This window comes from Pseudomonas sp. AE27 (assembly GCF_037113495.1).
Classification (GTDB): domain Bacteria; phylum Pseudomonadota; class Gammaproteobacteria; order Pseudomonadales; family Pseudomonadaceae; genus Aquipseudomonas; species Aquipseudomonas palmensis.
On record NZ_CP146966.1, the window covers coordinates 2,495,858 to 2,513,297 of the forward strand.

Below are 17,440 nucleotides of genomic sequence, written 5' to 3' on the forward strand. Positions count from 1 at the left end.
CCGCAGCGCGGACCATCAGCAGATCCTTAAAAATGCGCGTGGGCTCAGGCGGTGTGCTGCTCCCCCGCACGCCTGAGCAGTTGCTTGCAGCGCTCGGTCAGGTGCACCACGCGCAGGTGCTTGCCGGCCTTGGCATAGCGCTCGCGCAGGGTCTTGATGGCAGCGATCGCCGAGTAGTCGACCACCCGCAGGTGGGCGCAGTCCAGGGTCACCTCGGCCGGGTCGTCGGCCGGGGTGAACTGGTTCAGAAAGGTGGTGACCGACGCAAAGAACAGGGTGCCGTGCACGCGGTACAGCTTGCTGCCGTCGGCGTGCACGTCGCTGTCGGCGTACAGCTCGCGGGCCTGCTGCCAGGCAAAGTTCAGGGCGGCGATGATGATGCCGAACATCACGGCAGCCGCCAGGTCGGTGAACACCGTGACCACGGTGACCGCCACGATGGTCAGCACGTCGTTCACCGGCACCTTGTGCAGCACCCGCAGCGATGCCCAGGCGAAGGTCTGCTGCGCCACCACGAACATCACCCCCACCAGTGCCGCCAGCGGAATGCGCTCGATCAGCGGCGCGAGAAACAGCACGAACATCAGGATCATCACCCCGGCCACGACGCCCGACAGCCGACCGCGCCCGCCGGAGCCGAGGTTGATCACGGTCTGCCCGATCATCGCGCAGCCGCCCATGCCGCCGCACAGGCCCGAGACCATGTTGGCCGCGCCCAGCGCCACGCATTCGCGGTCGGGGTGGCCGCGGCTCTCGGTGATTTCGTCGGTGAGGTTGAGGGTGAGCAGGGTTTCGAGCAGGCCGACCATGGCCATCAGTACTGCGTATGGCGCGATGATGCGCAGGGTGTCGAGGGTCCATGGCACCTCGGGCAGGGCCAGGCCCGGCAGGCCGCCGGCGATGTGCGCCATGTCGCCCAGGGTGCGGGTGGGCAGGTCGAACAGGTACACCAGCAGGCCCACGCCGAGAATCGCCACCAGCGCCGGCGGCACGGCGCGGGTCAGGCGTGGCAGCACGTAGACGATGGCCATGGTCAGTGCCACCAGGCCGAGCATCAGGTACAGCGCATTGCCGGCAAGCCAGGCCTGGCCGGACTTGAAGTGTTCGAGCTGGGCCAGGGCAATCACGATGGCCAGGCCGTTGACGAAGCCGAGCATCACCGGGTACGGCACCAGGCGCACCAGCTTGCCCAGGCGCAGCAGGCCGAACAGCAGCATCACCAGCCCGCCCAGCAGCACCGTGGCCAGCAGGTATTGCACGCCGTGCTGCACCACCAGCGCGACGATCACCACCGCCATCGAGCCGGCGGCGCCGGAAACCATGCCCGGGCGCCCACCGAACAGTGCGGTCAGGGTGCAGATGATGAAGGCGCCGTACAGGCCCATCAGCGGGTTCAGGTGCGCAACCAGGGCGAAGGCGATGCACTCGGGCACCAGGGCGAAGGCGGTGGTGAGGCCGGCGAGCACGTCGGCGCGCACGGGGGCGAGTCGGAAGGGTTTGCGTGTGGGCTGCATCGGGGTTCCAATCGGCAGGGCATCGCCTGCGGGGGTGACAGGGTATCGAGGGGGTGCAAAAGGTTGGCTAGCTTACCTCAAACACAAACGGCGTCGCAGCCATCGCGGGGCAAGCCCGCTCCCACTGGACTGTGCAGAGCGGGCTGGAGCCGCGATGAAGGCGACACCCTCATCGCACCCGGTCGCGGCTCTGCACCGCCAGGTCCAGGGCCTTGTGCATGTCCAGCCGCGCCGAGCGGCCGACGTCCTTGTCATTGAGCTGGTAGTTGCGCTCGGACGGCAGGATCGGCGCGGTCAGGTCTTCGGCGTCCATCGGCTCGAAGTCGCCCTCGCCGCCCAGAGTCATGGCGCTGCGGCGCAGCAACAGGCGCAGTTGCTCGGGCTGCAGGCGCGGGTTGATCGAGAGCATGGCCGCCACCACCCCGGCCACCATCGGCGTGGCATAGGAGGTACCGCAGTGCACCTCGCCGCGCTGGTCGGCCTGCGCAGTGGACGCCTGCACGCAGGCGGCGGCGGTGATGTCCACGCGCGCGTCGATGTTGGAGGCGGCGCGCTTGACCACATAGGCCGGATCATCCACCGCCACCGGGCGCTCGCTGCGCTGGTGCCCGCCCACCACCAGCAACTGCTCGGTGACGAACGAGGACGGCAGGCGGTACTCGTCGGTACCCGAGTACGACGCGCCATTGCCCGCCGAGTTGATCACCACCACGTCCGGGTGCTCCTTGCGCAGCCACAGGAAGAACTCCTCCAGCAGCTCTTCATAGCCGCTCATGGCCAGGCCCGAGCGCACCAGCGAGTCGACCTCGTCGCCCTCGACGTTCTTCGCCCCCACCCGGTGGATGCCCCAGCTCCAGTTCAGCACCCGCACGCCGTCCTCCACCAGGTTGACCGAGGCGGCGATGTTGGCAGTGATACCGGCGTCGGAATTGCGCTCCACGATCACCTCGAAGCCGGGGCTGGCCGGGTCGAGCCCGCGCAGAAAACCGGTATTGCCGCCCTGCTCCCAGCGCGCGGCGAGCACCCCGGCCACCGTGCTGCCATGCCCGTCGGGCTTGTCGGCGTCACGCGCGTACAGGCAGGTGCGTGGTCGCTCGCCGCGGCACGGGCCCAGGTAATCGGCGAAATCGGGGGCGTCGAAATCCACGTCGCGCTCGATCACGCCGATGCGTACCGGGCTGACCGGTACCGCCGCATCGCGGGCAGGGATGCGCCGCTGGTAGAAGTTGACCGCGTCCATGAAACGGTTGGCGGCCCACTCCTCGCCGCCGGGCCGGGCCTGCGCATCTGCGGGTTCGCGCTCCTCGCCCTTTTCCGGCGCGGACTCCTCGATCACCACGGCGTCCACGCTGACCTCGCTGCCCAGGCGCAGCACCATGGCATCGCGCTGCACCAGGTCACTGACCGGCAGGCGCAGCTGGTAGACGTTCAGCGGCGCGATCGCCCCCACCACCTTGGCGCCGTACTTGTCGGCCAGGCGCCGGGCCTCCTGCAGGCCGTCGTGGCGCTCTTCGATCAGCAGGCTGACCAGGTCGACATAGGTGGTCAGACCGTCCATGTTCTTCGCCACCTCGCCCGGCCCGGCGGGCACCACATGGCTGGCCTTGAGCGACAGCCACACCGGGTTGCTGGCCTGGCCGCCCGCGTCCTGCAGCCACAACGGGCCGCTGTCCAACCGCGCCGTATCGAGGTTCAGGCGCAGCGTATCGCCATCGCGGGTGACACGGGCGGCGGGCAGCACGTGCCCGTCCAGATGCACCCCGGGCGTGCCCTGCGCCAGGCCGCGGGTGCTCACGCACCACTGCTGCTGCACCGCGCTCAGCACATCGCCACAGCGCTGCAGGCCGGTGATGCGCAAGGGCTCGGCGGCGATGGCCAGGGTGCTGGCCAGGGCCAGCAGGGCGAAACCGGGTGCAATCAGGTGGGGCAGCATGGGCGACTCCGTTGCAGGGTGGCAGGCAATGACCATCCGACCGGCTGGCGCAGGTCATCGTTCAGCGGGGCAAGGCTTGACCCCGCGTTTGCGCGCCGCGCATGCTTCGGCCTCCACGACTTTCAAGGAACGACTGCATCATGAAGCTGGAAACCTTGGCGATCCATGCGGGCTTCAGCCCCGATCCGACCACCAAAGCGGTTGCGGTGCCGATCTACCAGACCACCTCGTTCGCCTTCGATGACACCCAGCATGGTGCCGACCTGTTCGACCTCAAGGTGGCCGGCAACATCTACAGCCGCATCATGAACCCCACCAACGATGTGCTGGAACAGCGCATGGCCGCGCTGGAAGGCGGCGTGGGCGCACTGGCGGTGGCCTCGGGCATGGCGGCGATCACCTACGCCATCCAGACCGTGGCAGAGGCCGGCGACAACATCGTCTCGGTGGCCAAGCTGTATGGCGGCACCTACAACCTGCTGGCCCATACCCTGCCGCGCTTCGGCATCCAGACCCGCTTCGCCGCCCATGACGACATCGCCGCCCTCGAGGCGCTGATCGACGACAAGACCAAGGCGGTGTTCTGCGAGTCGATCGGCAACCCGGCCGGCAACATCGTCGACCTGCGCGCGCTGGCCGATGCCGCGCACCGCCATGGCGTGCCGCTGATCGTCGACAACACCGTGGCCACGCCGATCCTGTGCCGCCCGTTCGAGCACGGCGCCGACGTGGTGGTGCACTCGCTGACCAAGTACATCGGCGGCCACGGCACCAGCATCGGCGGCATCGTGATCGACTCGGGCAACTTCCCGTGGGCCGACCACAAGCAGCGCTTCGCCCTGCTCAACACCCCCGACCCGTCCTACCACGGCGTGACCTACACCGAGGCCTTCGGCCCGGCGGCGTTCATCGGGCGCTGCCGCGTGGTGCCGCTGCGCAACACCGGCGCGGCGCTGTCGCCGTTCAACGCCTTCCTGATCCTGCAGGGGCTGGAGACCCTGGCCCTGCGCATGGAGCGTCACACCGAGAACGCCCTGAAGGTGGCCCACTACCTGCAGGGTCACGAGCAGGTGGCGTGGGTCAAGTACGCCGGCCTGCCGGACCACCCCGAGCACGCGCTGGCGCTGCGCTACACCGAGGGCAAGCCGGCGTCGATCCTGTCGTTCGGGATCAAGGGCGGCCAGGAGGCCGGTGCACGCTTCATCGACGCACTCAAGCTGGTGGTGCGCCTGGTGAACATCGGCGATGCCAAGTCGCTGGCCTGCCACCCGGCCTCCACCACCCATCGCCAGTTGAACGACGAAGAGCTGGAAAAGGCCGGCGTGCCGCGTGACATGGTGCGCCTGTCGATCGGCATCGAACACAGCGACGACATCCTGGCCGACCTGGCCCAGGCACTGGAAGCGTCGCGCGGCTGAGGCATCGGCGGGCAGGCAAGCGCTACACATTCATCTGTATATCCATACAGATAAACCTTGCCTGCATCGCCAATCCTGCGCATTCTAGGGCCCATCACAGCCCGACCAAGAGCTCACTCGGCCATGCGCCTGTACCTCTGCGAAAAACCCTCCCAGGCCAAGGACATCGCCAAGGTCCTTGGCGCCAGCCGCCGCGGCGACGGTTGCTGGGTCGGCACGGGCGTCACGGTGACCTGGTGCATCGGCCACCTGCTCGAAACCGCCCCGCCCGACGCCTACGATGCCCGCTACAAGCGCTGGTCGCTGGCCGACCTGCCGATCATCCCGGCGCAATGGAAAATGCTGGTAAAACCCAGGACGGCCGCCCAGTTCAAGGCGGTCAAGCGCCTGCTCGGCGAGGCGGCCGAACTGGTGATTGCCACCGACGCCGACCGCGAGGGCGAAATGATCGCCCGCGAGCTGGTGGAGCACTGCCGCTATCGCGGGCCGATCCAGCGCCTGTGGCTGTCGGCGCTGGACGACGCCTCGATCCGCAAGGCCCTGGCCGCCCTCAAGCCCGGCGCCGCCACCTTCAACCTGTACCACTCGGCCCTGGGCCGCTCGCGTGCCGACTGGCTGATCGGCATGAACATGAGCCGGCTGTTCACCCTGCTCGGCCGCCAGTCCGGCTATCAGGGCGTGTTGCCGGTGGGCCGGGTGCAAACCCCGACACTGCGCCTGGTGGTGGACCGCGACCGCAGCATCGCCGATTTCGTGCCGGTGCCGTTCTGGGCCATCGATGTGCAGTTGCGCAGCGCCGGCGAGGTGTTCAATGCCCAGTGGCGTGCGCCCGACGAGCTGTGCGACGACCAGGGCCGCTGCCTGAACCAGGCGTTCGCGCAGCAGGCGGCTGCGGCCATCCAGGCGACGCCCACGGCGCGCCTTTTGACGCTGACCACCGAGCGCGTGCGCGAGGCAGCGCCGCTGCCCTTCGACCTGGGCACCCTGCAGGAGCTGTGCTCGAAGAAATTCGGCCTGGGCGCCCAGGAAACCCTCGACATCGCCCAGGCGCTGTACGAAACCCACAAGGTCATCACCTACCCGCGCAGCGACTGTGGCTACCTGCCCCTGAGCCAGCACGCCGAGGCGCCGGCGATTCTTGCCGCGCTGGGGCGCGCCGACCCGAGCCTGGCGCCCTTGCAGCCGCACCTGCAGGCGCAACGCCGCTCACGCGCGTGGAACGACGCCAAGGTCAGCGCCCACCACGGCATCATCCCCACCGCCGCCGCGCTCGACCCGGCGCGCCTGCCGCCCAAGCACAAGTCGGTGTACGTGCTGATTCGGGCACGTTACCTGGCGCAGTTTCTGCCCAACCATGAATACGACCGCACCCAGGCCGACTTCGATTGCGCCGGGCAGGCGCTGCGTGCGGTGGGCAAGCAGATCGTCGAGCCGGGCTGGCGCCGCGCGCTGCCCGAAGCCCTGACCCCGCCCAAGGGCCGCGAGGCGCCGGTGGCGCAAGTGCTGCCGGCATTGCACGAGGGTCAGCTGTGCGAGGTGGCCGGGGTCAACCTCAAGGACCTGTGGACCCAACCGCCCAAGCCCTTCACCGAAGGCGACCTGATCAAGGCGATGAAGAACGTCGCCAAGCTGGTGGACGACCCGCGCCTTAAACAGAAGCTCAAGGACACTACCGGCATCGGCACCGAAGCGACCCGCGCCGGGATCATCCAGGGCCTGCTCGACCGGGGCTACCTGGTCAAGCAGGGCAAGGCGCTGTCGGCCACGCCGGCGGCATTCAGCCTGATCGACGCGGTGCCAAGGGCGATTGCCGACCCTGGCACCACGGCGATCTGGGAGCAGGCGCTGGACATGGTGCAGAGCGGCGAAATGAGCCTGGAAGCGTTCGTGGCCAAGCAGTCGGCGTGGATGAGCAAGCAGGTGGAGCGCTGCTCGGGCATGAGCCTGCGCATTTCAGGGCCGCCGGTGCCGGCCGGGCGCGGCGGCGCGCCGTGGAAGAAGAAGCGCAAGAGCAGCGCCACGGCCGGCAAGCGACCCCGTGCCACCAAAGCGAAAAAAACCGGGGCTTAGGCCCGTGCCGGCTGCTTCGCCGGCAAGGCCGGCCCCTACAGAAACCACCGACAAGGAATGTGTATGAAACTGGGCTACACCATCGTTTATGTACCCGATGTCGAGGCATCGTTGAGCTTCTTCGAGAATGCCTTCGGCCTGAAGCGTCGTTTTCTGCATGAGTCCGGCGATTACGGCGAGCTGGACACCGGGCCAACCACCCTGGCCTTCGCGTCGCTGGAACTGGGCGAGTCGAATTTCCCGGAAGGTTTCGTTGCCGCCAGCAACAGCCACAAGCCCCTGGGCATGGAGATCGCGCTGGTGACCGAGAAGGTCGTGGCGGCCCACGCCAATGCCCTGGTCAACGGCGCCGAGGAAATCAGGGCGCCGCAGAGCAAGCCCTGGGGCCAGACGGTTTCCTACTTGCGCTGCCCGGCCGGGGTGCTGGTGGAGCTGTGCTCGCCAATGGGTTGAAAGCGCTTGGCCAGCAAGGCTGGCGCCTACAGGGGCCGTCCTTGCTGGCAAAGCCTTTGGCTCACGCGCGAATCACCGCCTTGAGCACCGTCTTGAACGTCTCGATCTGCTCGTCGCTGAACGCGGCAAACACCGTGTCCTGCTGCTCGCGCGCAATCGTCCACAGGGCCTCGGTCTGGTCGATGCCGGCCACGCTCAGGCGCACATGCCCGGCCGCCTCGCTGTCGCACACCAGCCCCTTGCGCTTGAGGTTGGCCACCGCCTCGTCGATCTCTCGCGCCGGCATCGCCACCTCGCGCTGCAGGTCGGCCAGGTTCAACCCCGCATCGTTCTCCAGCACCATCAGCATGCGCGCCTCGCTGGTGCGCAAGCCACTGGACAGCTGGCGCGGCTGGTAGCTGGCTTGGTAGGCACGCAGCGCCTGGGTCATCAGGTAGTACAGGTTGTGGCTCAGGCGCCCCTGAAAATGGCTGCTGGGGGCCTGCCCCTCTTCGCGTCGGGTCATGCGGGTGTGCGGCAGCACCATCGAGTACGCACCCTGGTGGTAGAGCAACGGCGAACGCCCGCCATCGTCGAACGCTACCACCTTGCCCAGCATGATCCAGTGGTCACCGCCGTCGAGCAGCTGATGGCGTTCGCACTGGAAGCACGCGGCGCAATCGGCCAGCAGCGGTGCGCCCCCCTCGCCCGCCCGGTGCTCGATGCCGGCAAAGCGGTCCTCCCGTGGCTTGGCGAAGTTGTTCGACAGCTCGATCTGGTCGGCGGCCAGGATGTTCACCGCAAAGTGGGTGGCGGCCTCGAACACCGCGAGGCTGCTGGAGCGCTTGTCCAGGCTCCAGAGGATCAGCGGCGGGTCCAGCGAGACCGAATTGAAGCTGTTGGCCGTGACCCCGACCTTGTTGCCCGCGGCATCGGCGGCGGTGACCACGGTGACGCCGGTGGCGAAGTTGCCCAGGGCGCGGCGGAACGCGCGGCTGTCGAAGGCCACGGCAGGTTCAGTAGACATGCAAGACTCCCCGGCTGCCGCCAGGGCAGCCGTACGTTGTTGTTATGGGCAGGGCGCGGTGTTCACACCATGCTCGGGTCGGGCTCCAGGCCCATCAGCTCGCGACCGAGGATCTGCGCGCAGACGTCGTAGTCGGTGTAGGCATGGGCGCCGGTCATGTGCGAGTCGCGCCACAGGCGCTGCATCTCGTTGGCCTCGAACCAGGCGGTGCCGCCCGCGGCTTCGAACAGGCGATCCACGGCCTGGATGCACATCTTCACCGCATAGCCCTGGTTGGTGCGCCAGAACGCCAGGGTCTCGCGGCTGGGGTACTGGTGGCGGGCGCTGTGGTCGGCGTGCTCCTGCCAGGTTTTTTCGAGAAAGGCCCGCGCGGCGGCCACCTGGTGGGTGGACTCGGCCAGGCGCATCAATGCGGGGGTGGCTGCGCCAACCGCGGCGCCGGTGTAGGCGCGCACGCGGTTGGCGGTCTTCTCGCGGAAGGCCTGGAGCATGCGCTCGGCCACCCCCAGGCTGACCGTGGAAAAGCCACTGGCGAAGTACGGCCGGTACGGCGAATAGAACACCTTGCTGTCCGGGTACAGGCCGAAGCCGGCGGACTTGCCCTCCATCATGTCCTTGGCTTTCTGGATGCGGTACTCGGGCACGAAGGCCTTGTCGATGAGCAGGGTCTTGGTGCCGCTGCCCTTCATGCCCGCAGCGTGCCAGTCGTCGCGGATCACGTAGTCGCTGCGCGGCAGCACGGCGAAGCAGTAGTCCTGGGTGCCTTCGGCGTTGGCGCGGCGACAGCCGACGATGGCCCATTCGGCATGGTCGCTGCCGCTGCTCCAGCCCATCTCGCCGCTGAACAGCAGGCCGCCCTCGACCTCCTCGATACGCCCGAACGGCGCGATGCTGCTGCTGGCAGTGGCGTCGCGATCGGTGCCCCAGATCTCTTCCTGCAACCGGGCCGGGAACATCGCCAGCTGGTGGCTGTGGGTGCACAGCAGGCTCATGGCCCAGGCGGTACTGGCACAGGCACCGGCCAGCGCGGCGATGCAGTCGGCGAATTCGGGCAGGGAAATTTCCAGGCCGCCATACAGCTTGGGCTGGAAAGCGCGGTGCAGGCCGATGCCCTTGAGCAGCGCGATGTTTTCGGCGGGTACCTGGCGATCCTGCTCGGCACGGGCGGCGTTGGCGGCGATGGTCGGCAACAGTGGCTTGAGGTCTTCAAGCAGCGGGTTTGGCTTTTTCATGGAGGGCCCTGCTTATTATTGGATGTCCGGGCCGGGCTGCGAGGTGGGCAGCTGGCGGCGGATGCAGGGCCAGTATGGGATGGGTGTGACGGGGGGAAAATGCACCTTCCAGAGGCAAGGTTGTACTTTTCATGGGCCTCTTCGCCGGCAAGGCCGGCGCCTACTATCGGTAGGAGCCGGCCTTGCCGGCGAAGGGGCCGCAGGGATCAGCCCTTGACCACCTGCTGCAACCCCTCCCACAGCCTTGCCACATGCTCGCGCTCGGTGGGCAACGCGCCCACCGACACCCGCACCATCCACTGCCCGTTCAACGTCGCCGGGGTCACATACGCCGCGCCCGAGGCATTGAGCCGGTCGGCCCAGGCGCGGGTGTGGCGGTCCAGTGCCTCGCCTTCCAGCCCGCCAGGCTGGTGACGAATGCACAGGGTCTGCAACTGCACCGGCGCCAGCACCTCCCAGCCCGGCGCCGCACCTACCTGCTGTTCAAGCCAGCGAGCATTGCCCAGGTCGCGGCGCAGGCGTTGCTGCAAGCCTTCCACGCCTTCACTGCGCAACATGAACCACAGCTTCAACGCACGGAACCTGCGCCCCAGCGGGATGCCCCAGTCGCGCAGGTTCTTCACTTCGCCATCGACCGCCGACTGCAGGTAGCTGGGGTTGGTGCTCATCACACGGATCAGGTGCTGCGGGTCACGTACGAAATACAGCGAGCAGTCGAACGCCACCCCCAGCCATTTGTGCGCATTGACCACGATGGAGTCGGCCTGCTCGATGCCGGTCCACATCCAGCGGCATTCGGGCAGGATCATCGCCGAACCGGCCATGGCCGAGTCCACATGCAGCCACAGGCCATGGGCGCGGGCGATGCGGCCGATCGGTTCGAGCGGGTCGAGGGCGGTGGTGGCCGTGGTGCCGGTGGTGGCGACCACCGCGCACGGTTGCAGCCCTGCGGCAAGGTCCTGCTCGATGGCCGCTGCCAGCGCTTCAGGGCGCATGGCGAAGGCTTGGTCGACTTCGATGTAGCGGATGTTGTCCTTGCCGAAGCCGGCCAGCAGCGCGGCCTTGTCTACCGAGCTGTGGGCCTGGGCGCTGGTGTAGATCATCAGCGGCCGGGCCTGCGCTTGCAGGCCACCCTTGACCAGCGCGTAGTCGCTGGCGCGCTCGCGGGCGCAGATCAGCGCCACCAGCGTGCTGCTGGAGGCGGTGTCCTGGATCACCCCGCTCCAGGCACCGGACAGGCCGATCATCTGGCGCAGCCAGTCGACCGTGGTTTCCTCCAGCTCGCTCAGCGCCGGGCTCGACTGCCACGACAGGCCGAGCACGCCCAGGCCGGTGCTGAGAAAGTCGCCCAGCACCGAAGACAACGTGCCGTTGGAGGGGAAGTAGCCGAAGAAGTCCGGGTGCTGCCAGTGCGACAGGCCGGGCATCACCAGCTGGTCCACGTCGGCGAGGATCTGCTCGAAAGGCTCGCCCTGCTGCGGCGCGGCCTGGGGCAAGGCGTGCTTCAGGTAGCCCGGCTCGACCTGGGCCATGACCGGCAGGCTGGCGACATTGGCACGGTAATCGGCGATGCGGTCGATCAGTTGGTGACCTTGCTGGCGAAATTCTTCTGGGCTCACGCGCTGGCTCCTGTGGGTGTGATTGCAGTGCCAGCGAGTCTAGGCGCTGGCTGGCCGCTGAAACACGCCGCGCCGCGCATAGCTGCTATGGCGAATCCACATAGCTGCCGGTGACGCCGAACTGCGACTGCTGCCACAGCTCGAACACCTGCGCACGAAACCAGCGGTGCTCGGCCGAAGCCTGCAGGCGCTGGTGCCACACCACCCAGTAGCGCTGGGTGTGTTCGACGAACGCCAGCGGGCACCACACCACCGGGTGCAGGCGGCTGAGCTGGCGGGCGATGTGTTCGGGCACGGTGACCAGTGTCTGGCTGGCGCACACCACCTGCACCGCCGCCGAGAAGAACGGCACCTGCAGGGTGATGCGCCGGGCAAGGCCCTGGCCGCGCAGGTGGCGGTCGATGAAGCTGTCCTTGTCGCCGCCGCCACAGATGCGCACGTGCCCCCAGGCCAGGTAGTCGTCCTGGCTCAGCTCGGCGTGCCGGGCCAGCGGGTGTTCGCGGTGCATCAGGCACACCGCGCGATCCTCGCCGAGCATGCGCCCGTGCAGGTTGGCCGGGGCGCTGTCGAACAGCGTGGTGGCCAGGTCGATTTCACCGCTGGCCAGGCGTTCGAACTGGTCCGGCGACCAGCTGCGGTAGTCGATCGACACCCCCGGCGCCTGCTCGGCCAGGCGGCTGACCAGCAACGGCAGCATGTGTTCGGCGATGTAGTCGGAGGCGGCCAGGCAGAAGCGCCGCTCGCAGCGCTGCGGGCTGAAGGCCTCGGGTTGGCGCAGGGCGTCGAGCTCGCCCAGTACCTGGCGCAGGGGCAGCACCAGCGCCTGGGCCCGTTCGCTGAGTACATAGCCGCGGCCCTGGCGAACCAGCAGCGGGTCGTCGAAGGCTTCGCGCATGTGCGCCAGCTGGCGGCTGAGCACCGACTGGCTGCTGCCCAGGCGCTCGGCGGCATGGCTGAGGTTCTTGAGCTGCAACAGTGTGTCGAGGGTACGCAGGTGCGCAAGGCTCAACGAGGCGAAGGTGGGGTTCAAGGCGCGCTCCGGCGGTGTAGTCGCCCTAGGCTAAGGGGTTTTGTGCCTGACGCAAAATCCGTTGCGTGGCCTTCGCCGGCAAGGCCGGCTCCTACAAGGGCACTGAAAGCTCTAGACTGTGCACTGGTAGAACACGAGGCCCCCATGGATATCGACCTGGCGCGTACCTTCATCGAAATCGTGCGCAGCGGCAGCCTGGTGGCCGCCGCAGAGCACCTGCACGTGACACAGACCGCGATCAGCGCACGGGTGCAGAAGCTCGAGCAGTTGCTCGGCTGCCAATTGTTCGTGCGCAGCCGCAACGGCGCCAGCCTGACCGCCGACGGCAAGGGCTTCGTGGCCTACGCCAACCAGCTGGTGCACACCTGGGAGGCGGCGCGGCGCGACCTGCCGTTGCCCGCCGGCGGCTACCAGGTGTTGCACATCGGCGGCGAAGTCAGCCTGTGCAACCCGCTGCTGCTGGACTGGGTTCGCGTACTGCATCAGGAGGTGCCCAGCCATGCCATCCGCAGCGAGGTGGGCGACAGCGACACGCTGCTGCGCAAACTGGACATGGGCCTGCTGGATGCCGCGCTGGTGTACCAGCCGGGGTACGGCCCGGGGGTGCAGGTGGAGCAATTGCTGGAAGAGAAGCTGGTGTGCGTACGCCGTGCCGGCCAGCCCGAGCCGTATATCTACATCGACTGGGGCGAGGCGTTCCGCCGCCAGCATGACGCGGCGCTGCCCGAGCACGCACGCCCTGCCTTGAGCTTCAACCTCGGCCCGATGGCCTTGCAGTACATCCTCGAACACGGCGGCAGCGGCTACTTTCGCGCCCGCGTGGTGCAGAGCTACCTGGACTGCGGCGTGCTCGAACGGGTATTGCAGGCGCCGGAGTTCACCTACCCCACCTACCTGGTGTACGCCCGCGAGCGCGACTCGGCAGCGCTACAACAGGCGTTTGGCCTGTTACGCGGCGTGGTCGCGGGGGACAGTGACTGGTCCCAGCGCTGGGACCCGCTGATCTAGACCGGCCTGCTCGCGCTGCAGCAGTTGCTGGTGCAGCGCGCCGATCAGGTCGGTCTGGGTGACCACCCCCACCAGTTGCCCGGCTTCGAGCACCGGCAGGCAATGCAGGCCCTGGTCGCACAGCAGCGGGATCAGGGCCACCGCCGGTTCGTCGCTGTTCACGCTGCGTACCGGTTTGGTCATGACCTGTTCCAGGCGCACCGGGCGACGCCGGCCGAACAGCGCGCGCCAGCTGAAACGGCGTGCGGCCATTGCCGAATCGAGCAGGTCGCCGACGCTGACGATACCCACCAGCTGGCGCGCCTCGTCGAGCACGGGGAGGATCTTCAGGCGATGCTCGCCCAGCATCTTGAAGGCTTGCTCAAGCGTGGTGTCCGGGCTGGCGGACTGCACGTCGCGCGACATCACCCGGGTAGCCGTCATGCCGCCCAGGCTGCGCTGCAAGGCATGGCGCTCGGTGGCCAGGATGATGCGCTCCAGATCATCACGGGTCACGTCGACGAACTCGCCCAGTTCATTCAATGCGCGGTCCAGGTCGCCGGCACTCACCCCTACCCGCTCGCTCACGGGCGCATCCTGGGTACGGTGCAGGTCGGGCCGCGGGGCGACGATCTTGGGGTAGCGCACGCCGGTCAGGCGGTTGTACACCACTGCCACCAGCAGCAGGCACAGGGCATTGAGCAGCACCGGCTCGACCACCTGGGCGCCCAGGCTCGCCAGCGACGGGTCGGCCATCGCCAGGCTGACCGCCAGTGCCGCGCCCGGCGGGTGCAGGCAGCGCAGCAGGCACATCAGCAGCACCACCAGCACCAGCGCCATGCACACCACCACCAGGCTCGCGCCCAGCCAGTGGTGCAGCACCAGGCCCACCAGCATCGCGCAGCTGTAGCTGCCCAGCAGCGGCCAGGGCTGCGACAGTGCGCCCGAGGACACCCCGAACAGCAGCACCGCCGACGCAGCCAGCGGGGCCATCAGGTGCAGGGTGACGGCGTTGCCGAACAGCACGCTGCACAGCCCGCCGGCCACCAGCAGGCCGAGCACGGCGCCAAGGCCGGCCCGCAGCCACTCTTTGGGCGGGATATGCAACGCGGCGGGGATGAAGCGATCGAGCCAGTTGTTCAGACGGCGGGTGGACATGCGACGACCTGGTACCTGTTGAAATAAAAGAAGCCCGCCCAAGACGAGGGGGCTTTGTATCGCGAGGGGGCAATACGCAAAGGGCTCCGTCCCTGGAGATGGAAATCCGGGGGTTCGGATGCGCGCAGTCTGAACAAAAGCGGGGATGAGCTCCAACGCAAAAAAATGCAGCTTGAGTGCAATTATTTTGCTGGATGAGCCGGCGGGAGGGTTCTGGCAGGAGCGCAAGGCTGCGCTCCTGCCGCTGACCGGGCCTGAACGGCCGAATCAGCCAAGCAGTGCCGGGTCGATGCCGTCGCAGTCGAAGGCGATGTAGCCACCCACTTCATCGGCCCTGCCATCGGTGATCTCGCCGTGATAGGACAGGCCGTTGCTCAGGGTGACGCAGATGTGGGTGGGGTCCTGCGGGGCGTCCAGCTTGCCGTTGAACTCGACCGTGAAGCGGGTTTCGCCATCGACCTTCAACCCGATCAACACATTGGCATTGTCCACGGCCTCGGTCTCCTTGCCTGCGTATTCGGCGCTGACGGTCACGGTGGCGGTGTCTTGATACATGCTAGAGCTCCAACGGCAGGAATGCGTGACGCCCACTGGCGCCAACCGGCGGCTAGGGTAAGCCACCAGGCGGGGTGTGGGGAATCCCCGTCGGGCGCAAGGTTGCAATTTGCATGAGGCAAAACGGGCACTCATGCAGGCTGCATGGCCTTAGGACGGTTCGGTTTTACAACTGATTGATTTTGAAAGGATAAATATTTCGTAGCATTTGGCACAGCAACTGCTCTACAGGAGGGGGAAGACCCATTTCATGACTGGAGCACCAACAATGATTACAAGTGCCGATACCTACGCCGTCCCCGCGGGGGACACCTCCAGCCACTCAGGGGTGTCCTGGGCGGCCATCTTCGCCGGTGCCACCGGTGCCGCCGCACTGTCGCTGATCCTTATCGTGCTGGGCTTCGGCCTGGGGTTCTCGGCTGTCTCGCCGTGGCCGGGTGATGGCGCCACGGCCAAGCAACTGGGTATTTCGAGCATCGTGTGGCTGGCGCTGACGCAGATCATTGCCTCGGGCCTGGGCGGCTACATCGCCGGGCGGCTGCGGGTCAAATGGGCCAACCTGCATGGCGATGAAGTGTATTTCCGCGATACCGCCCACGGTTTCCTGGCCTGGGCCTTTGCCACGCTGGTAACTGCGGTGCTGGTGGTGGGTTCGGTGAGCTCGGTGGTGAGCGGCGGCGTCCAGGCCGGCGCGATGGCGGCCTCTGGCGTGGCTGCGGCCGGTGCCGGCGCGGCTGCCAACAGCAGCAAGGCGAGCAATGACGATTCGGCCTACTTCATCGACATGCTGTTCCGTGACGAACGCCCGGTGGCGGTCACCGATGACGCGGCCCACGGCATTGCCGCGCGCATCTTCGTGCGTGGCCTGGCCGACGGCCAGCTGAACGCCGAAGACCGTACCTACCTGGCCAACGTGATTGCCCAGCGCACCCAGATCAGCCAGGCAGAAGCCGAACAGCGCATCGACACCGTGTTCGCCGAAGCCCGCCAGGCCATCGAAGAGGCCAAGCAACTGGCCGACGCCGCACGCAAGGCCGCTGCCGCCTCTGCGTTGTGGATGTTCGTGGCCCTGCTGTGCGGCGCGTTCTTCGCCAGCCTGTTCGCCATCTGGGGTGGCCGTCGCCGTGATGCCGCCGTGTTCCTGACGGCCGACCCGGTGCGCGTCGACCCCACCACTGCCCGTACCCTCTGACAGGAGATTCACCATGCGCTCGATACTGCTGTTCTTCCTCGGTGTGCCTATCCCGATCATCATTCTGATCGCCTTGTTCATGCATTGATGCACACACAAAGCCCCCGACCCGTCGGGGGCTTTTTTGTGGGCGACTGGCACGGTCGATAAATTCAAAAAGGATATAAAAATAACTATTTGTTCTAACTAAAAGTAATAAAAAAATTGCACTCCGCGGGCGTCAGCCTTTACTTTCAGGCCCTACCAGAAAACACCTGACGAACCCGCCTGCGGAGCCCTCACCATGTCCAACAAACCTCCTTCGACCCTGCGCCGCCTGCTGCTTGGCGGTGCCTTTGCCGCGCTCGCCAGCCTGGTACTGCCTGGCCCGGCCGCCTACGCCGAGCCAACCAAGAACCTGCGTATCGGCTACCAGAAGTTCAACAGCGTCAACATTCTCAAGGGCTCCGGCGCCCTGGAAAAAGCCCTGGCACCGCAAGGCATCAAGGTCAGCTGGTACGAGTTCGCCGCCGGCCCGCAGTTGCTCGAGGCCCTGAGCACCGGCGCCATCGACCTGGGGCACGCCGCCGATGCGCCCTCGGTGTTCGCCCAGGCATCGGGCAAGTCGGTGGTGTACCTGGCCGCCGAACAGCCCTACCCGCGCGGCATCGGCATTGTGGTGCGCGAGCAGGACAAGGTCGCCGATATCGCCGCCCTCAAGGGCCAGCGCGTGGCCACCGGTCGCGGCTGGAATGCCCAGTATCTGCTGGCCGTGGCCCTGCAGGACACCGGCCTGAGCTACAAGGACATCGACCCGGCCTACGTCAACAACGCCGCCGATGCCGTGGCCGCCCTGCAATCGGGCAGCGTCAAGGCCGTGACCCTGTGGGACCCCTTCCTCGCCGCAGCGGAAAAACAACCCGGCCTCAAGACCCTGCGCGACGGCACCGGGCTGACCAACAACCGCACCTTCTACCTGTCTTCGCCAGCCTTTGCCGACGAGAACCGTGGTGTGCTCAAGACCTTCTTCACCGAGCTGGGCAAGGTCAGCAACTGGGCCAACGCAAAACCCAAGGAAGTGGCGGCCCTGCTGGCTCCGCAACTGGGTATCGGCGCCGACGTGCTGGAAGTGGCCAGCGAGCGTCGCAACTACAACGCGGTGGCCATCACCCCCGAGATCACGGCCGAACAGCAGAAGCTGGCGGACACCTTCCAGGGCCTGGGCCTGATTCCCAAGCCGCTCAAGGTCGCCGACGCCGTGTACCCCGTCTCCGTACTGCCTTGACCGCGAGCG

14 protein-coding genes are annotated in these 17,440 nt (G+C 67.3%); 6 read left to right on the plus strand and 8 right to left on the minus strand.

All coding sequences use genetic code 11. The annotated features are described in order from the left end of the window. Nucleotides 1–44: 44 nt before the first annotated feature. Together V9K84_RS11345 and V9K84_RS11350 are read right to left on the minus strand one after the other, a co-directional pair. Entirely contained in the window at nucleotides 45–1,514 is a 1,470-nt protein-coding gene (locus V9K84_RS11345) for a SulP family inorganic anion transporter (RefSeq protein WP_043861106.1), read from the minus strand. 169 nt (nucleotides 1,515–1,683) lie between these two features. After that, complete coding sequence (locus tag V9K84_RS11350; RefSeq protein ID WP_043861107.1) at nucleotides 1,684–3,447, minus strand: S8/S53 family peptidase; 1,764 nt, start codon at nucleotides 3,445–3,447, stop codon at nucleotides 1,684–1,686. Nucleotides 3,448–3,587: 140 nt separating this feature from the next. On the opposite strand from V9K84_RS11350, the gene V9K84_RS11355 reads away from it, so the two are divergent. From V9K84_RS11355 to V9K84_RS11365, 3 genes are all read left to right on the plus strand, one after another. Beyond that, nucleotides 3,588–4,865, plus strand: coding sequence for a bifunctional O-acetylhomoserine aminocarboxypropyltransferase/cysteine synthase (locus tag V9K84_RS11355; RefSeq protein ID WP_054916502.1), 1,278 nt, complete (start codon nucleotides 3,588–3,590; stop codon nucleotides 4,863–4,865). A 123-nt stretch (nucleotides 4,866–4,988) separates the two neighbouring features. After that, nucleotides 4,989–6,935, plus strand: coding sequence for a DNA topoisomerase III (locus tag V9K84_RS11360; protein WP_088514872.1), 1,947 nt, complete (start codon nucleotides 4,989–4,991; stop codon nucleotides 6,933–6,935). Between the two features lie 63 nt (nucleotides 6,936–6,998). Next, a complete protein-coding gene (locus V9K84_RS11365) occupies nucleotides 6,999–7,388 on the plus strand; it encodes a VOC family protein (RefSeq protein ID WP_088514873.1) in 390 nt (129 codons plus the stop codon). Nucleotides 7,389–7,449: 61 nt separating this feature from the next. Here the strand turns inward: V9K84_RS11365 and V9K84_RS11370 are convergent, their stop codons facing one another. The 4 genes from V9K84_RS11370 to V9K84_RS11385 form a co-directional block, all read right to left on the minus strand. Further along, nucleotides 7,450–8,394, minus strand: coding sequence for a flavin reductase (locus V9K84_RS11370; RefSeq protein ID WP_088514874.1), 945 nt, complete (start codon nucleotides 8,392–8,394; stop codon nucleotides 7,450–7,452). A 62-nt stretch (nucleotides 8,395–8,456) separates the two neighbouring features. Then, on the minus strand, nucleotides 8,457–9,626 hold the full coding sequence (locus tag V9K84_RS11375; RefSeq protein WP_043861112.1) for a flavin-dependent monooxygenase: 1,170 nt from the start codon (nucleotides 9,624–9,626) through the stop codon (nucleotides 8,457–8,459). Nucleotides 9,627–9,832: 206 nt separating this feature from the next. Beyond that, nucleotides 9,833–11,245 carry a DOPA decarboxylase gene (locus tag V9K84_RS11380; protein ID WP_088514875.1) on the minus strand — a complete coding sequence of 471 codons (1,413 nt, stop codon included), beginning with the start codon at nucleotides 11,243–11,245 and terminating at the stop codon, nucleotides 9,833–9,835. A gap of 85 nt (nucleotides 11,246–11,330) precedes the next feature. After that, nucleotides 11,331–12,275 carry a LysR family transcriptional regulator gene (locus tag V9K84_RS11385; protein WP_043861114.1) on the minus strand — a complete coding sequence of 315 codons (945 nt, stop codon included), beginning with the start codon at nucleotides 12,273–12,275 and terminating at the stop codon, nucleotides 11,331–11,333. A 144-nt stretch (nucleotides 12,276–12,419) separates the two neighbouring features. Here V9K84_RS11385 and V9K84_RS11390 point away from each other — a divergent pair, with 144 nt between their 5' ends. After that, nucleotides 12,420–13,283, plus strand: a complete 864-nt coding sequence (locus tag V9K84_RS11390) for a LysR family transcriptional regulator (RefSeq protein ID WP_054916507.1) — start codon at nucleotides 12,420–12,422, stop codon at nucleotides 13,281–13,283. Here the strand turns inward: V9K84_RS11390 and V9K84_RS11395 are convergent. Both V9K84_RS11395 and V9K84_RS11400 read right to left on the minus strand, forming a co-directional pair. Continuing rightward, on the minus strand, nucleotides 13,224–14,420 hold the full coding sequence (locus V9K84_RS11395) for an HPP family protein (protein ID WP_088514876.1): 1,197 nt from the start codon (nucleotides 14,418–14,420) through the stop codon (nucleotides 13,224–13,226). The two genes, V9K84_RS11390 and V9K84_RS11395, sit on opposite strands and share 60 nt — an antisense overlap. A gap of 267 nt (nucleotides 14,421–14,687) precedes the next feature. Continuing rightward, nucleotides 14,688–14,975: a hypothetical protein gene (locus V9K84_RS11400; protein WP_043861117.1), complete on the minus strand. Its 288-nt coding sequence runs from the start codon at nucleotides 14,973–14,975 to the stop codon at nucleotides 14,688–14,690. A 268-nt stretch (nucleotides 14,976–15,243) separates the two neighbouring features. Between V9K84_RS11400 and V9K84_RS11405 the strand changes: the two genes are divergently transcribed. Both V9K84_RS11405 and V9K84_RS11410 read left to right on the plus strand, forming a co-directional pair. Next, nucleotides 15,244–16,167 carry a hypothetical protein gene (locus V9K84_RS11405; protein WP_088514877.1) on the plus strand — a complete coding sequence of 308 codons (924 nt, stop codon included), beginning with the start codon at nucleotides 15,244–15,246 and terminating at the stop codon, nucleotides 16,165–16,167. Nucleotides 16,168–16,450: 283 nt separating this feature from the next. Beyond that, the gene (locus V9K84_RS11410) at nucleotides 16,451–17,431 is read left to right on the plus strand and encodes an aliphatic sulfonate ABC transporter substrate-binding protein (protein ID WP_078481093.1); all 981 of its coding nucleotides are present in this window, start codon (nucleotides 16,451–16,453) and stop codon (nucleotides 17,429–17,431) included. Nucleotides 17,432–17,440 lie beyond the last annotated feature (9 nt).

What these genes read in the sequence shown, in the direction of transcription:
- V9K84_RS11345 (WP_043861106.1), bottom strand. Translation starts at nt 1,514, where the DNA reads ATGCAGCCCACACGCAAACCCTTCCGACTCGCCCCCGTGCGCGCCGAC.
- V9K84_RS11350 (WP_043861107.1), bottom strand. Translation starts at nt 3,447, where the DNA reads ATGCTGCCCCACCTGATTGCACCCGGTTTCGCCCTGCTGGCCCTGGCC.
- V9K84_RS11355 (WP_054916502.1), top strand. Translation starts at nt 3,588, where the DNA reads ATGAAGCTGGAAACCTTGGCGATCCATGCGGGCTTCAGCCCCGATCCG.
- V9K84_RS11360 (WP_088514872.1), top strand. Translation starts at nt 4,989, where the DNA reads ATGCGCCTGTACCTCTGCGAAAAACCCTCCCAGGCCAAGGACATCGCC.
- V9K84_RS11365 (WP_088514873.1), top strand. Translation starts at nt 6,999, where the DNA reads ATGAAACTGGGCTACACCATCGTTTATGTACCCGATGTCGAGGCATCG.
- V9K84_RS11370 (WP_088514874.1), bottom strand. Translation starts at nt 8,394, where the DNA reads ATGTCTACTGAACCTGCCGTGGCCTTCGACAGCCGCGCGTTCCGCCGC.
- V9K84_RS11375 (WP_043861112.1), bottom strand. Translation starts at nt 9,626, where the DNA reads ATGAAAAAGCCAAACCCGCTGCTTGAAGACCTCAAGCCACTGTTGCCG.
- V9K84_RS11390 (WP_054916507.1), top strand. Translation starts at nt 12,420, where the DNA reads ATGGATATCGACCTGGCGCGTACCTTCATCGAAATCGTGCGCAGCGGC.
- V9K84_RS11395 (WP_088514876.1), bottom strand. Translation starts at nt 14,420, where the DNA reads ATGTCCACCCGCCGTCTGAACAACTGGCTCGATCGCTTCATCCCCGCC.
- V9K84_RS11400 (WP_043861117.1), bottom strand. Translation starts at nt 14,975, where the DNA reads ATGTATCAAGACACCGCCACCGTGACCGTCAGCGCCGAATACGCAGGC.
- V9K84_RS11405 (WP_088514877.1), top strand. Translation starts at nt 15,244, where the DNA reads ATGATTACAAGTGCCGATACCTACGCCGTCCCCGCGGGGGACACCTCC.
- V9K84_RS11410 (WP_078481093.1), top strand. Translation starts at nt 16,451, where the DNA reads ATGTCCAACAAACCTCCTTCGACCCTGCGCCGCCTGCTGCTTGGCGGT.